Consider the following 13745-nt stretch of genomic DNA (forward strand, 5'->3'; position numbering starts at 1 on the left):
GTCAGCCTCGATGCAGAATCATTTCCAGCACGAACCGGCTGCCGGTGTACGCCAGAATCAAAAAACCAAAACCCGTCAGCGTCCAGCGCAGCGCCACGCGGCCACGCCAGCCCCATACATGGCGGCCAACCAGCAACACGCCAAATGTCAGCCAGGACAGCAGCGTGAAGACGGTCTTGTGGTCAAACGGCAGGATCTTGCCCGTCAGTTTCATGGACGCCACCGACCCCGAGCCCACGGCCAGGGTCAGCACGATGAAACCGATCCAGATAATACGGAACAGCAGTTGTTCCTGCACCAGCAGCGGCGGCTGCGAGTCCAGCACGCGGCCGATGATGCTGCGTTCGGCGGGGGCGTCCAGCGGGCGGTGCAGGTGGCGGTCAAGCAGCGCCATCATCATGGCGTGCAGCGCGGCGATGGTGATCAGGCCATAGGCGGCCAGCGCAATCAAAAGGTGCACGCGCAGCCAGGCGTCGTCGGCGTGCGGCACGAACTGGCCTTGCGGAAAAAGGGCGGCCAGGGCGCTGGCCAGGGCGGCGGCGGGCAGCAGCAGCAATTGCAGGCCGTCGATGCGCACCAGCAGGCTTTCCAGCCAGAACACCACCATGCCCAGCCAGATGGCGGCGGACAGGGCCAGTGCCCACCCAATGAACAGATGCTGGGCGCCCAGCATCGCTTGTTGCAGGCCGATTCCTTGAAGAACCAGGGCCCCCAGCAGGCAAAGACGGCCGATTTTGCCCGTCTGCTCAACTTCCCCGGCGCCGGCCAGGCGGATCCAAAGTGACCCCCCTAGCACTGCGTACGCCAAGGCAGCCGCTGTGTGAAATACAATGCCGAGTGACATAGAAACCGTTGTCTGGATGGGGCCTTGGGGTGCGTGCCACCCGAAAGCGCAGAATCCGCGCCTGCGGCCACCGTTCAATCAACTAGTTTAAGCGGAAACGCCTCTCATGCTCGATAACCTAACTCAACGCCTATCGCGTGTCGTCAAGACGCTGCGCGGTGAAGCCCGCCTGACCGAGGCCAACACCCAGGAGATGCTGCGCGAAGTGCGCATGGCGCTGCTGGAAGCCGACGTGGCGCTGCCCGTCGTGCGTGAATTTGTCGCCCGCGTGAAAGAAAAAGCGCTGGGCGAGGAAGTGGCCGCCAGCCTCAGCCCGGGCCAAGCCCTGGTCGGCGTCGTCCACAAGGAACTGACCGCCTTGATGGGCGGCGACCTGGGCGCCGATTCCAACGAACTGTCGCTGGCCGTGCAGCCGCCCGCCGTCATCCTGATGGCCGGTCTGCAAGGCGCGGGTAAAACCACCACCACCGGTAAGCTGGCCCGCTGGCTGTCCGAAGGGCAGCACACGCAGCACGGCCGCAAGACCGGCAAGAAGAAAGTGCTGGTGGTGTCCGCCGACGTGTATCGCCCAGCCGCTATCGACCAGCTGAAAAGCGTGGCCGCGCAGGTCGGTGTCGATTTCCTGCCGTCCGACCCCAGCCAGAAGCCCGAAGACATCGCGCGCGGCGCGGTGGACCATGCGCGCCGTCACCACTACGACGTCCTGATCCTGGATACGGCCGGCCGCCTGGGCATCGACGAAGCCATGATGCGCGAAATCCGCGCGCTGCATGATCTGGTCAAGCCGGTGGAAACGCTGTTCGTCGTGGACGCCATGCAAGGCCAGGACGCGGTCAACACCGCGCGCGCCTTTGCGGACGCGCTGCCCCTGACTGGCGTGGTGCTGACCAAGCTGGACGGCGACGCCCGTGGCGGCGCGGCCCTGTCGGTGCGCCACGTCACCGGCAAGCCGCTGAAGTTTGTCGGCGTGTCCGAAAAGCTGGACGGCCTGGAACCTTTCTACCCTGACCGCATGGCGCAACGCGTGCTGGGCATGGGCGATATCGTTTCGCTGGTCGAGCAGGCTCAAAAGAACATCGACATCGCCGATGCGCAAAAGCTGGCGGCCAAGATCAAGTCGGGCAACAAGTTCGACCTGAACGATTTCCGCGATCAGCTTGGCCAGGTGAAAAAGCTGGGCGACATGGGGTCGCTGCTTGAAAAGCTGCCGGCCCAGTTCCAGCAGGCAGCCGGTCAGCTGCAAGGCGGGCAGGCGGAAAAGCAGCTGCGCCGTACCGAAGGCATTCTGAATTCCATGACGGCCGCCGAGCGCGCCAAGCCTGAACTGATCAAGGCGTCCCGCAAGCGCCGCATCGCCACCGGTTCCGGCGTGCCGGTCCAGGAAGTCAACCGCCTGCTGGCTCAGTTCGAGCAGATGCAGGGGATGATGAAGCAGATGAAGAAGGGCGGCATGGCCAAGATGATGCGCGCCATGGGCGGCATGAAAGGGCTGGGCCGCTTCGGCATGAAGTAGGCAAAAAAATGGCCAGACATTGCGTCTGGCCAAGCAGTCGCGGCAGGCAGGGGGCGCCGTGCCGCGACACAATCCGGAAAACGCATGGGTGTTCTCCGGCTTGTCGAGTTCAGTGGCCGCTTACGACAGCGGCGGAATGCGCAGCACCTGGCCCGGGTAGATCTTGTCCGGGCTGGTCAGCATGGGTTTGTTGGCTTCGAAGATCAGCGTGTTCTTGGCGCCCTGGCCCTTGCCGTATTGCGCTTCAGCAATCTTCCACAGGTTGTCGCCCTTTTGCACCGTGTACATCTTGGCTTCCGGCGTGGCCTGCTTGACCTTCAACTGGTTGTCCACCGCCGCCACGCCCACCGTGTTGCCCAACGCCAGTGAAATCTTCTCGGCGTCTTCGGTACTGAGCGCCTCGCCGGCTACCGTGACTTTGTCGCCGTCCACGGTGATCTGTAGGCCGTCGGCGTTCAGGCCGTGCTTATCCAGTTCTTTCTTCAGTTCGTCAGCCGTCGCGGCCTTGGCCTCGCTGGCGCCGAAAAGCTTTTCGCCTACGTCCTTGATGAAATTGAGCAGACCCATAGTGTTTCCTTTATCTGTGCTGCGGTGAGAAAACCAAGTCCCTGGCGAGCGCGCGCGGTGGGCAACATGCCCTGGAATGCCGCAGAGGGCGGGTGACGCAAAGCCCCCCGCTTGACCCGCAATTTGCCGCGTAACGAGCCAACAGCAACGATTATTACTCGCACAATTGCCGCCAGACGAGGGGTTATCGTGTAACAGGTTGCTAGTCGCTCGCCAGACTACGCAACAATGCTCGTCACTTTGCACGGTGACTCGCGCGCTTGGCGCAAACCCCATCGGACAAGCCGTGCAATGAAGAAAGGTGTCAGCGTTACGATGACGCCACCCCCTGCGTCAAACTTCCGTCCGAACGCAAAGGGCCGCTGATCCTCAGCGGCCCCTTCGTCGTTGCAAGCAGGTCAATGCGCGTGGCGGACGTTCAGCCTCCGCCCACCGCCACCACGATCTCGATCTGGTCGCCGTCAGTCAGCGTGGTTTGCTCGTGCTGGCTCTTGGGCACGATTTCGCCATTGCGTTCCACCGCCACGCGCTTGCCGGCGTAGCCCAGCGTTTGCAGCAGTTCGATCACGGTCGTGTCCAACGGGAATTCGCGCGCGTCGCCGTTCAGGTTGATGTGCATGTCAGGGTGTCCTCACTGTTTTGCGTAAGCGTCGGTGGCGGCGATCAGGCGCGCCAGCGTGCCGGGTTCATCAAAGGCGTGGCCCGCGTCGGGCACCAGGTGGAAGTCCGCTTCGGGCCAGGCGCGATGCAGGTCCCAGGCCGTACGCGCGGGCGTGCAGACGTCGTAGCGGCCCTGCACGATGGTGCCCGGTATGCCGCGCAGCTTGTGCGCGTCGCGAATCAGCTGGCCTTCTTCCATGAAGCCCGCGTTCACGAAGTAATGGTTTTCGATGCGGGCAAACGCCAGCGCGGCGCGGTCGGCGGCGTGGCTTTGCTGATGGCGCGGGCTGGGCAGCAGCGTGATGGTGCTGTCTTCCCATTTGCTCCACGCCTTGGCCGCGCGCAACTGCTCGGCCGGATCATCGCCCGTCAGCCGCTTGTGATACGCCGCGACCAAGTCGCCGCGCTCGGCTTGGGGAATGGGCGCCAGATATTCTTCCCACCGATCCGGAAACAGCCACGACGCGCCTTCCTGGTAGAACCACTGGATTTCCGCGCGCCGCAAACCGAAGATGCCGCGCACGACCAGCTCGCTGGTGTGCGACGGGTGCGTCTGCGCATACGCCAGCGCCAATGTCGAACCCCACGATCCGCCAAACACCAGCCACTTTTCCGCGCCCATGATTTCGGTGCGCAGGCGCTCGATGTCGGACACCAGATGCCAGGTTGTGTTGTTGTCCAGGCTGGCATGCGGCTTGGATCTTCCGCAACCACGCTGATCGAACAGCAGCACGTTGTAGCGCTGCGGATCGAACAGCTGGCGATGCACGGGCGAACAACCGCTGCCCGGCCCGCCATGCAGGAACACGGCGGGCTTGCCGTTCGGATTGCCCGACATTTCCCAATAAATCTGGTGTCCGTCTCCGGTATCCAGCATGCCGTGGCGGTAGGGTTCGATCGGCGGATAGAGCATCAGGCGACTCGCTTGAAGATCAGGTCCCAGACGCCGTGGCCCAGGCGCAGGCCGCGTGTCTCGAATTTGGTCAGGGGGCGGTAATCGGGGCGCGGCGCGTAGCCGTCGACCGTATTGGCCAAGAGCGGTTCGCCGCTAAGCACTTCCAGCATCTGCACCGCGTAGTCTTCCCAGTCGGTGGCGCAATGGATGTAGCCGCCCGGCGCGATGCGGCTGGCCAGCAGCGACACGAACGCCGGTTGCAGCAAGCGGCGCTTGTGATGGCGCTTCTTGGGCCACGGGTCCGGAAAGTACACGTGCACGCCGGCCAGCGAATCCGGCGCGATCATGTCGCGCACGACCTCGACCGCGTCGTGCTGGATGATGCGCAGGTTCTGAATCTTGGAATCTTCAATGCGGCGCAGCAGCGAGCCGACGCCGGCGTTGAACACTTCCACGCCCAGGAAGTTGTCGTCCGGACGCGCCAGCGCGATCTTCTCGGTGGTCTCGCCCATGCCGAAACCAATCTCCAGCACCGTCGGCGCTTGTCGGCCAAACGCGGCGGCGGGGTCCAGGCGGCGGGGCGCGTACGGAATGGACCATTCGCCCATCAACCGTTCCAGCGCGGCCAACTGACCTTGGGTGATGTGGCCACGGCGGTGCACAAAGCTGCGGATATGCGTCGCGCCGGGGCTGTTCGGCGCATGCGCGGTGCTGGCCAGCGCAGCCTGCGTCTCGGGGGAAACGGGGGCGGCGGTGGACGCCGAAGCGGAGGAATCGGCGGTCGTGTCGGAGGGGTTCACGGGGGGCGTCGCGGGCTTGTCCGCGGGGTTGTTCGTATTCATAGCCCCGAATTGTAGTGGCAGGTGCCGGCCGGCGGAGTCGGTCGGATGCACTAAATAAGGGACGCATTAATCCGCCCCGACCCGCAAGCGCGGCGGCAAGCCAAAATTCCTGCCCGAATCCAAAAAAAGCCGCGCTATAATCGCCGACTCTGCCAGGGACCCGCGCCCTGGCACGACACCCGAGCGGGTGTAGTTCAATGGTAGAACGGCAGCTTCCCAAGCTTCATACGAGGGTTCGATTCCCTTCACCCGCTCCAACTCCCGCCTCGTTGGCAGCTTCAAAACAAAGCCAGGGCGCGTTGCGAAGGCCTTCTGGGCCAAGCATGGTCTTCCCAAAATACCCCGTGCGTTTATAAGCCGAATTCGTCGCGAAATCGGTCGAACTGGTGCATCCGTTCGTGCAGCACGGTGACGATGCCGATGTCGCCGCTTGAAAGCCGGCGCCAGTAGACGAAGTGGCGCTCGTAACGGAAGAAGTAGCCCTCAATGCCGAACTCAGCCGGAATGGGCTTGGATGAAGTGCGGTGGGTCTCGATGCCGTCAAAGGCATCGAACAGGCCGGTGATGTACCGGTCGGCTTGGTCGCCGCCCCAACGATCGCGCGTGTAGCGATAGATTTCGTCGAGCCGCCAGGAGGCTGCTTCCTGGATCAACACCTTGGCCACGCCATCAGCCCCGGTTGCGCGCGATGACGTCGGCTGCCGTCAAAGCCTGGTACGACGCTTCCGGTGCTGCGTAGGCATGGGCCAACTCGGCCTTCAACCGGTTGAAAGCTTCCTGTTCCTTGCGTTCTTTGTCGCGGCGGATCAGGTCGCGCATGTATTCGCTGACGTTTTCGTAGTCGCCATGTTCGCCCACATTGGCGGCGACGAATTCACTGAGCGGTCCGCTAAGGCGAACGGTCATGGTCGTAGTTGTGGTCCGGGGCATGTCGAGCTCCTGTCGCGATGAATGTATTCAATATTATCAAAAATGAATACGACGACGTCACCCGGCAATCATCGCCCGCCGATACAGCGCATCCTTATCCAATATCGTCATGCCGCCGTAGTGCGTTCGTAGCACGCCCGCGCGTGCCAGCCTGGTCAGGGCGGCGTTGCAGCGTTGGCGGGACACGCCGCACAGGCTGGCGATTTCTTCCTGGGATATCTTCAAACGCCCCTGCGTATCGGCATGGCGTTCGGCATCGAATTGCGCCGCCACGGCGCGGGCTACGGTAGTGTCGACATCCAGCAATACGTTGCCGGTGTAGCAGGCCATCAGCCAATTGACGCGCTGCGCCAAATGCATCGTCACGGCCTTGGTGAATTCGATGTTGTGGTTCCACAGCCGTTCGCAGGTGTCGCGCGGCAGGATCACGATGCGGCTGGGGCGCAGCGCCACGACCTCATATTCGAAGCGCTCGCGGCGCAGCATCGTGGCTTCGCCGAACCAGCTGCCGATGCTGAAACCGGCCAGCGACAGGCACTTGCCGTTCGCACCCGGCGACGTCCATTTCACCAGCCCTTCGACCACGCCGTACCACCCCAGCGACTTCGACCCCGCGCGAAAAAGATATTCGCCGGTGGCCAGCGACACCGTGCGCAATTCCGAGCGGACCAGATTGCGTTCAAGTTCGGGCAAGCCGTTGTACCAGGGCACAACGCTCAACATCCTGTCCACCGGACACGGGGCCGGCTGGCGCCCGGGAGCACCGGTCTGGCTGCCTGCGCTGGCGGTGGATGCACGCATGGTTACTCCGTTAGACCAAAAGGGGGAAGGGCCATAAGGGCAAGGGCCAAAAGGGGGAAGGCGCTCAGGTAAACCCTAGGCCGCTTTGTCACCATGATGACTGTACGGGCCAGGGGGCGGTCCCAGAATAGTTGAGGCATCAAGAGCCAAAAAACATAAGAGGAGACAGGTATGTTGTCAATGCCACGCATCATGTCCGGCAGCGCGCTCGCCTGCGGCGTCGCCGTGTCGCTGCTGCACGCGGGCGCCGCCCACGCCCAGATTTCGGACGATGTCATTCGAATCGGATTCATCACCGACCTGTCCGGCGTGTACTCGGGCCCCGACGGCCCCGGCGGCGCCGAAGCCATCAAGATGGCCATCGAAGAAATGGGCGGCGAGATCAACGGAAAGAAAATCGAACTGTTGACGGCGGACCACCAGAACAAGGCGGACATCGCCTCGGCCAAGGCGCGGGAATGGTTCGATCAGCGCGGCCTGGACATGCTGATCGGCGGCACCAATTCCAGCACCGCGCTGGCCATGTCTCAGGTGGCGGCCGACAAGAAGAAGCCCATCATCGTGGTGGGTGCCGGCGCGCCCGCGCTGACCAACGAGCAATGCACGCCCTACACGCTGAACTACGCGTACGACACCGTCGCGCAGGCGCGGGGCACGGGCGCCGCCGTGGTCAAGGCGGGCGGTAAAAGCTGGTACTTCCTGACGGCCGATTACGCCTTTGGGAATGCGCTGCAAGCCGATACGACGAAGGTGGTCGAGGCGGGCGGCGGCAAGGTGGTGGGCGCGGTCAAGCACCCCTTGTCGGCCAGCGATTTTTCGTCGTTCCTGTTGCAGGCGCAGGGCAGCAAGGCGGACATTCTTGCCTTGGCCAATGCCGGCGCGGACGCCACGAATGCGATCAAGGCCGCCAATGAATTCGGCGTGACCAAAACGATGCGGCTGGCGGGCATGATCATGTTCATCAACGACATCCACGCCATGGGCCTGCCCGCCACGCAGGGCATGTACCTGACCGACAGCTGGTACTGGAATGCGTCGGACGCCACGCGCGCCTGGGCTCAGAAGTTTTTCGAACGCCGCAACGCCATGCCGTCGTCGTTGCAAGCCGCCGACTATTCCGCCGCGCTGCAATACCTGCGCGCCGTCAAGGCCACCGGCACCGACGACGCCGACCGGGTGCTGGCGTATCTGCGCCAGAACAAGCTGAACGACATCTACATCAAGGACGGCGTAGTGCGCCCCGACGGCCGTGTCGTGCACGACATGTACCTGCTGCAAGTGAAGACGCCGGACGAGTCCAAGCAGCCTTGGGATTACTTCAAGGTGCTGCAAACCATCGACGGCAACGAGGCCTTCACCAAGCAGTCGGAAAGCCGCTGCACGCTGTGGAAATGAACCGGAGACAGCCATGGCCAAACGCAAAGTCATCGTAACCATCGCCCCAACCGGGGGCATGGCATTCAAGACCCAGAACCCGCATCTGCCCACGCAGCCGGCAGAGATCGCCGAGGATGTCTACCGCTGCTACAACGCGGGCGCCAGCGTGGTGGCGCTGCATGCGCGCCGGCCCGACGACCAGGCGACGTGCGATGCGGCGATCTATCGCGACATGAACCAGCGCATCCGCGAACGCTGCGACATCGTGCTGAACAACTCCACCGGCGGCGGCGTGCATGGCGACATGGTCAAGGAAACGTCGCCGGGCACCTGGGAAATCCTGTGGGAAGAACGGCTGAAAGGCATGGATGCCGGCGCCGAAATGTGCACGCTGGACGCCACCACGCTGAACCTGGCGTTTGGGGATCACGAATACCTGATGAACACGCCGCTGACCAAGGCGCGCGAACTGGCGGCCGGCATGAAGGCGCGCGGCATCAAGCCCGAATGGGAAGTCTTCAGCCCCACGCACATCCTGCAAGACGCCACCACGTTGATCGATGAAGGCCTGGACGAAGGGCCGCATTTCATCAACCTGGTCATGAACGTGCACCGCAATTTTCAGAATGCGATGCCGTTCTCGCCGCGCCATTTACAGATGATGGTGGACCTGCTGCCCAAGAACAGCATCTTTTGCGTCAGCGGCATCGGCCCGTCGCAACTGGAAGCCAACATCAGCGCCTTGCTGCTGGGCGGCCATGCACGCGTGGGCCTGGAAGACAACCTGTACTACCGCCACGGCGAGCTGGCCACCAACGTGCAACTGACCGAGCGCATCGTGCGCATCATCCGCGAAATGGACATGGAACCCGCCACGCCCGCCGAAGCACGCGAGATCCTGGGGCTGCCCCTGCAAAGCGGTATCCGGCCCGAGTTTTCGTTGTGATCGGATCTGTGGTCGCAAGATCACAGGACCCATGCCCGGGCCGAACGGATTCACCGCCCGGGCATGCCCCCGTTTTTCTCATACGCCAGATAATCCAGGTGTATTCCGATATGGTCCGCGATGTACTTCGCGTCGTGCCACACGCCCCAGATGAACGATGAAGACCGGTTCGACTGGTTTGGCAGGCCCAGAAAATAGATGCCTTTTTCGCCGGTGATGCCGCGCTTGTGCACGGGATAGCCCTTGTCGTCGAAGACGTCCACTTCCATCCAGCGGTAGTCCACCTTGAAGCCGGTTGCCCAGACGATGCTCTTGATGCCGGCCTGCGCCAGGTCCAGGCTAAGAATGGGGTGCGTCAAGCATTCGGGGTCGTCCAGCAACTGCCAGGCGTCGGGTTCGGGCGGCAGGTCCAGGCCATTTTGTTCGATGTAGGCGTCGGCTTCGCGCAGCACCTCGAAGTAGTCCGCGTCGCCTTGCGCGATGTTCCTGGCCAGCCCTTCTTCAAACGTCATCACGCCATTGTCAAAGCGTTGGGTGATGCCGACCAGCTGGATGCCCGCGTGCGCCAGCCGCCGAAAGTCGATGGTCTTGCCGTTGTCGTAGCCGCTGACCGCAAAGGCCACGTGCTCGCGCTTGGGTTTTTTCTTGACCTCGTCCCACATGCCCAGCGCGCCCAGCCACCAGCAGTAATCGCGTTCGCGATACGAGCGGGGCGGGCGGTAGTGTTCGCCCACCGACAGGTACACCGTGCGCCCGGCGCGTCGCAGTTCTTCGGCAATCTGCGAACCGGAAGCGCCCGCGCCCACCACCAGCACCGCGCCGTCCACCAACTGGCCCGGGTTTTTGTAGGCGGACGAATGCACTTGCTGAATGCCGGCATCCTCGGGAACGATAGCCGGGTAGCTGGGGATCTGGAACGCGCCGGTGGCGGTGACGACGTGCAACGCTTCGAACACCCCGTCCGACGTGGTGACGGTAAAGCCCGGGCGCTTCTGGTTGCGCGTCACGCGCAGCACCTCGACGCCGGTGCGCACGGGGGCGTGGATCATTCGGGCATAGTCCTCGAAGTATTGCGCCATGCGTTCCTTCGGTGGAAACACATCCGCGCCGATGTCGTCGAACTTCAGGCTGGGAAAGCGGTCGTGCCAGGCGGGGCCATTGGCGACCAGCGAGTCCCAGCGTTCGGAACGCCAACGCTCGGCGATGCGTTTGCGTTCCAGCACGATGTGGTCAATGCCCATCGCGCCCAGGTGCTCACTCATCGCGATGCCGGCCTGGCCCGCGCCGATCACCAAGGTATTGGTTTTTTCCACTGACATTGCGTTTCCTAAGTAGGTTCAAGACCACGTTCATGCTTCGATGCGGCGCAGTGTGAGCCAGATACCAGGGCTTGATAACTTGGTTTTTTGGACGCTGGGCTTAGGAAAAAGCAAATCACTCGGCCGGGGCCGGTCCGGCGCCTCGTTTCGTTTTTTCCGATGGACCGCATCAATATCCACAAACGGCCGGCGCACCCCCTTCGGCGTATTCTGCAAAGCATCGCGCAACACACAGAGCCGCCATGCAGAACAGCCCCATGCCCCCGAAATCGTCCAGCGCGGTAAGCCTGGAAGGAGTGGTCAAGAAATACCGCCAGCAAACGGTGTTGCAGGAGCTGTCGCTGAAAATCCGGCGGGGAGAATTCCTGACGCTGCTGGGGCCGTCCGGTTGCGGCAAGACCACCTTGCTGAACCTGATCGCCGGCTTTGCGCAAGCGGACAACGGCGAGATCTTCATCGAAGACCAGCTGGTGACGGACACGCCTCCGTATCAGCGGCAGATCGGCATGGTGTTCCAGAACTACGCGCTGTTTCCGCACATGACGGTGGCGCGCAACATCGGCTACGGCCTGCGCATGCGCCGGATGCCGGCCGACGAGATCGCCCAGCGTGTGCAGGAGGCGATGGCGCTGGTCAAGCTGGACGGCCTGGGCGAACGTCGCCCGCGCGAATTGTCCGGCGGCCAACAGCAACGCGTGGCCTTGGCCCGCGCCTTGGTGATTCGCCCCAAGGTGTTGTTGCTGGACGAGCCGTTCTCGGCGCTGGACAAGGGGCTGCGCGGCGCCATGCAGGTCGAGATCCGGGAGATCCAGCGCAAGCTGGGCGTGACGACGGTGTTTGTCACCCATGACCAGGGCGAGGCGCTGGCCATGTCGGATCGCATCGCGGTGATGTCCAGCGGCGTCATCCGCCAGATCGCCACGCCCGACGAGCTTTACCGCAATCCGCAGGACCCGTTCGTGGCCTCGTTCCTGGGCGATGTGAATATTCTGCCCGCGCACTATCACGGCTCGGACCCCGACGGCCTCCTGCTGCGCCTGGGCGCGGGCTTGATCCGCGTGGCGCGAGACCGGCTGGTGGGCGGTTCGCACGAAGGCCGGCGGCTGGACATCTACGTGCGGCCCGAACAGATCCGGCTGGAAAACCTGCATAGTGAATCAGTCTTGAGCGGCACGGTCGTGAACCATGTGTTCCAGGGCGATCACATCGATTCCTACATCGACGTGGACATCCCGGTGGCCGGGCATCAGCGCGTCATGGTGCGCAGCGCGGGGCTGGACGCCTTGCGGCAATGGCCCGTGGGTGCGGTGACCGGGCTGGCGCTGCCCGGCCAGGGCATCAGCGTCTTCAACGTGTCGTAACGCCGGCCATGACCGCTATCCCCACCACCATGCAGGCCATCGTCGCCCGCGAGCCCGGCGATGCCGGCGTGCTGACGCTGGCAACCCGGCCGGTGCCGACCCCCGACCCGGGCGAAGTGCTGTTGCGCGTGCGCGCGGCGGGCGTGAACCGGCCCGACATCATGCAGCGGCAAGGGCTGGCCAAACCCGCCGACGGCGTCACCGATGTGCTTGGCCTGGAGGCGTGCGGCGACGTGGCCGCGACAGGGCCGGGTGTGCCGACGGCGCTGCTGGGGCAACGGTTGATGAGCCTGTTGCCCGGCGGCGGGTACGCGCCCTGGTGCGTAGCGCGAGTCGACCATTCGCTGGCCGTGCCGGACGGCCTGGACGACGACGCGGCGGCCGCCTTGCCCGAAGGCCTGTACACCGTGTGGCACAACCTGTTTGAGCTGGGACGCCTTCGCATGGGCCAGACGGTGCTGGTGCACGGCGCGGCCGGCGGCATCGGCACGCTGGCCGTCCGCATGGCGTATACGGCGGGCGCCACCGTCATCGCCACGGCGGGCCGCGTGGATCGCTTGCCGGCGCTGCGCGAGATGGGCGCGGCACGGGCGGTCTGCTATCGCGATACGGATTTCGTGCAGGCCTGTCTGGACGCCACGCAGGGGCGCGGTGTGGACGTAGTGCTGGATATGGTGGGAGGCGACTACGTGCAACGCAACCTTCAGGCGCTGGCGTTTGGCGGTCGCCACGTCAGCCTGTCCTTCCTGCAAGGGTCGGTGGTGACGCTGGACCTGCTGACCCTGATGCAAAAACAACTGAGCCTGCATTCGTCGACGCTGCGGCCGCAAAGCGCGGCCGAGAAAACCCGAATGGGGCAGGCCATCGCGCGCCATGTGCTGCCGCTGCTGGCGGACCGGCGCATCACGCCGCGCGTCCATGCAAGCCTGCCGCTGTCCCAGGCGGCGCACGCGCACCGCATGCTGGAGGCGGGCGACGTGTTCGGCAAGGTCGTGCTGCGTCCTTGATTCCCTGGATCCCTGGTTCCTGTCGCACGCGCGACAAAGGCATGGTCTTCTATGTTCAAGCTGCTTTACGCGCCCACGTCGCCCTACGTCCGCAAAGTGATGGTCTGCGCCCACCTGGCGGGCGTGGCGGACCAGATCCAGTGGCTGGACAGCGCGGCAAACCCCATCCGACGCGACGATCGCATCGCCGCCCACAACCCCTTGGCCAAGGTGCCGACGCTGATCCTGGCCGATGGCCATGCGCTTTACGACAGCCGCGTCATCTGCGAATACCTGGCCCACCTGGCGCCCCAGGCCGGTCTGTTTCCCGACATCGGGCCGCGCCGCTGGCTTGCCCTGGCGCAACAGGCGCTGGGCGATGGCCTCTTGGACGCGGCCTTGCTGGCACGCTACGAGCGCACGGCGCGGCCGTCCGAATATCAATACGCCGCCTGGCGCGACGCGCAACTGGTGAAGGTAGCTGCCTGCCTGGATCAGATCGAGCAACGGGCGCCCGCGCTGGCAACCCAGGCGCCCACCATCGGCGAGGTGACCTTGGGCTGCGCGCTGGGTTACCTGGATTTTCGCTTTCCTGAAATCGATTGGCGCGCCCGCCATCCCGGCGCCGCGCAATGGGAAGCCGCGTTTCGTACGTTGCCCGCCATGCAGGCAACCCTTCCCCATGAAGCCTAAAACCGTACCAC

Annotated in this window: 15 protein-coding genes and 1 tRNA gene; 7 read left to right on the top strand and 9 right to left on the bottom strand. The window is 64.0% G+C overall.

The annotated features are described in order from the left end of the window. Position 1: 1 nt before the first annotated feature. The gene (locus YH64_RS23215) at positions 2 to 844 is read right to left on the bottom strand and encodes an inner membrane protein YpjD (protein WP_046806678.1); all 843 of its coding nucleotides are present in this window, start codon (positions 842 to 844) and stop codon (positions 2 to 4) included. 106 nt (positions 845 to 950) lie between these two features. Between YH64_RS23215 and ffh the strand changes: the two genes are divergently transcribed. Then, a complete protein-coding gene (gene ffh, locus YH64_RS23220; RefSeq protein WP_046806677.1) occupies positions 951 to 2357 on the top strand; it encodes a signal recognition particle protein in 1407 nt (468 codons plus the stop codon). Positions 2358 to 2477: 120 nt separating this feature from the next. On the opposite strand, the gene lysM is transcribed toward ffh, so the two are convergent. The 4 genes from lysM to trmB form a co-directional block, all read right to left on the bottom strand. Then, positions 2478 to 2924: a peptidoglycan-binding protein LysM gene (lysM, locus tag YH64_RS23225; RefSeq protein WP_046806676.1), complete on the bottom strand. Its 447-nt coding sequence runs from the start codon at positions 2922 to 2924 to the stop codon at positions 2478 to 2480. A 418-nt stretch (positions 2925 to 3342) separates the two neighbouring features. Continuing rightward, positions 3343 to 3543 (bottom strand): sulfur carrier protein ThiS, encoded by a 201-nt coding sequence (thiS, locus tag YH64_RS23230; protein ID WP_046806675.1) that lies wholly within the window; start codon positions 3541 to 3543, stop codon positions 3343 to 3345. 12 nt (positions 3544 to 3555) lie between these two features. Next, positions 3556 to 4497, bottom strand: a complete 942-nt coding sequence (gene pip, locus YH64_RS23235; protein WP_046806674.1) for a prolyl aminopeptidase — start codon at positions 4495 to 4497, stop codon at positions 3556 to 3558. Beyond that, entirely contained in the window at positions 4497 to 5321 is an 825-nt protein-coding gene (trmB, locus tag YH64_RS23240) for a tRNA (guanosine(46)-N7)-methyltransferase TrmB (RefSeq protein ID WP_240433995.1), read from the bottom strand. Before trmB ends, pip begins: the two co-directional genes overlap by 1 nt. 183 nt (positions 5322 to 5504) lie before the next feature. Between trmB and YH64_RS23245 the strand changes: the two genes are divergently transcribed. After that, positions 5505 to 5578, top strand: a tRNA-Gly gene (locus tag YH64_RS23245). A gap of 93 nt (positions 5579 to 5671) precedes the next feature. On the opposite strand, the gene YH64_RS23250 is transcribed toward YH64_RS23245, so the two are convergent. From YH64_RS23250 to YH64_RS23260, 3 genes are read right to left on the bottom strand one after another with little or no spacing between them, the layout of a single operon-like run. Further along, entirely contained in the window at positions 5672 to 5986 is a 315-nt protein-coding gene (locus YH64_RS23250) for a type II toxin-antitoxin system RelE/ParE family toxin (protein ID WP_046806673.1), read from the bottom strand. A 4-nt stretch (positions 5987 to 5990) separates the two neighbouring features. Next, entirely contained in the window at positions 5991 to 6251 is a 261-nt protein-coding gene (locus YH64_RS23255) for an addiction module antitoxin (protein WP_046806672.1), read from the bottom strand. A gap of 57 nt (positions 6252 to 6308) precedes the next feature. Beyond that, the gene (locus tag YH64_RS23260; RefSeq protein ID WP_255444685.1) at positions 6309 to 7052 is read right to left on the bottom strand and encodes a Crp/Fnr family transcriptional regulator; all 744 of its coding nucleotides are present in this window, start codon (positions 7050 to 7052) and stop codon (positions 6309 to 6311) included. 180 nt (positions 7053 to 7232) lie between these two features. On the opposite strand from YH64_RS23260, the gene YH64_RS23265 reads away from it, so the two are divergent. After that, entirely contained in the window at positions 7233 to 8447 is a 1215-nt protein-coding gene (locus tag YH64_RS23265) for an ABC transporter substrate-binding protein (protein WP_082134601.1), read from the top strand. 13 nt (positions 8448 to 8460) lie between these two features. Next, positions 8461 to 9375, top strand: coding sequence for a 3-keto-5-aminohexanoate cleavage protein (locus YH64_RS23270; protein ID WP_143215500.1), 915 nt, complete (start codon positions 8461 to 8463; stop codon positions 9373 to 9375). Positions 9376 to 9425: 50 nt separating this feature from the next. Here YH64_RS23270 and YH64_RS23275 read toward each other — a convergent pair whose 3' ends face one another. After that, positions 9426 to 10694: an NAD(P)/FAD-dependent oxidoreductase gene (locus YH64_RS23275; protein ID WP_046806670.1), complete on the bottom strand. Its 1269-nt coding sequence runs from the start codon at positions 10692 to 10694 to the stop codon at positions 9426 to 9428. Between the two features lie 257 nt (positions 10695 to 10951). Between YH64_RS23275 and YH64_RS23280 the strand changes: the two genes are divergently transcribed. Genes YH64_RS23280 through YH64_RS23290 form a run of 3 tightly spaced genes read left to right on the top strand, consistent with a single transcriptional unit; the run spans position 10952 to position 13734 of the window. Then, entirely contained in the window at positions 10952 to 12055 is a 1104-nt protein-coding gene (locus tag YH64_RS23280; RefSeq protein ID WP_255444686.1) for an ABC transporter ATP-binding protein, read from the top strand. A gap of 8 nt (positions 12056 to 12063) precedes the next feature. After that, positions 12064 to 13062, top strand: coding sequence for an NAD(P)H-quinone oxidoreductase (locus tag YH64_RS23285; protein ID WP_046806668.1), 999 nt, complete (start codon positions 12064 to 12066; stop codon positions 13060 to 13062). A 51-nt stretch (positions 13063 to 13113) separates the two neighbouring features. Beyond that, the gene (locus YH64_RS23290) at positions 13114 to 13734 is read left to right on the top strand and encodes a glutathione S-transferase (protein WP_046806667.1); all 621 of its coding nucleotides are present in this window, start codon (positions 13114 to 13116) and stop codon (positions 13732 to 13734) included. Positions 13735 to 13745 lie beyond the last annotated feature (11 nt).

The organism is Achromobacter sp. LC458, assembly GCF_001005835.2.
Taxonomy (GTDB): domain Bacteria; phylum Pseudomonadota; class Gammaproteobacteria; order Burkholderiales; family Burkholderiaceae_B; genus Achromobacter; species Achromobacter spanius_B.

Excerpts from the sequence above, each read along its gene's own strand:
- trmB (WP_240433995.1), bottom strand. The coding sequence starts at position 5,321 with ATGAATACGAACAACCCCGCGGACAAGCCCGCGACGCCCCCCGTGAAC.
- ffh (WP_046806677.1), top strand. The coding sequence starts at position 951 with ATGCTCGATAACCTAACTCAACGCCTATCGCGTGTCGTCAAGACGCTG.
- thiS (WP_046806675.1), bottom strand. The coding sequence starts at position 3,543 with ATGCACATCAACCTGAACGGCGACGCGCGCGAATTCCCGTTGGACACG.
- YH64_RS23285 (WP_046806668.1), top strand. The coding sequence starts at position 12,064 with ATGACCGCTATCCCCACCACCATGCAGGCCATCGTCGCCCGCGAGCCC.
- YH64_RS23275 (WP_046806670.1), bottom strand. The coding sequence starts at position 10,694 with ATGTCAGTGGAAAAAACCAATACCTTGGTGATCGGCGCGGGCCAGGCC.
- YH64_RS23255 (WP_046806672.1), bottom strand. The coding sequence starts at position 6,251 with ATGCCCCGGACCACAACTACGACCATGACCGTTCGCCTTAGCGGACCG.
- YH64_RS23215 (WP_046806678.1), bottom strand. The coding sequence starts at position 844 with ATGTCACTCGGCATTGTATTTCACACAGCGGCTGCCTTGGCGTACGCA.
- lysM (WP_046806676.1), bottom strand. The coding sequence starts at position 2,924 with ATGGGTCTGCTCAATTTCATCAAGGACGTAGGCGAAAAGCTTTTCGGC.
- YH64_RS23290 (WP_046806667.1), top strand. The coding sequence starts at position 13,114 with ATGTTCAAGCTGCTTTACGCGCCCACGTCGCCCTACGTCCGCAAAGTG.
- pip (WP_046806674.1), bottom strand. The coding sequence starts at position 4,497 with ATGCTCTATCCGCCGATCGAACCCTACCGCCACGGCATGCTGGATACC.
- YH64_RS23265 (WP_082134601.1), top strand. The coding sequence starts at position 7,233 with ATGCCACGCATCATGTCCGGCAGCGCGCTCGCCTGCGGCGTCGCCGTG.
- YH64_RS23280 (WP_255444686.1), top strand. The coding sequence starts at position 10,952 with ATGCCCCCGAAATCGTCCAGCGCGGTAAGCCTGGAAGGAGTGGTCAAG.
- YH64_RS23270 (WP_143215500.1), top strand. The coding sequence starts at position 8,461 with ATGGCCAAACGCAAAGTCATCGTAACCATCGCCCCAACCGGGGGCATG.
- YH64_RS23260 (WP_255444685.1), bottom strand. The coding sequence starts at position 7,052 with ATGCGTGCATCCACCGCCAGCGCAGGCAGCCAGACCGGTGCTCCCGGG.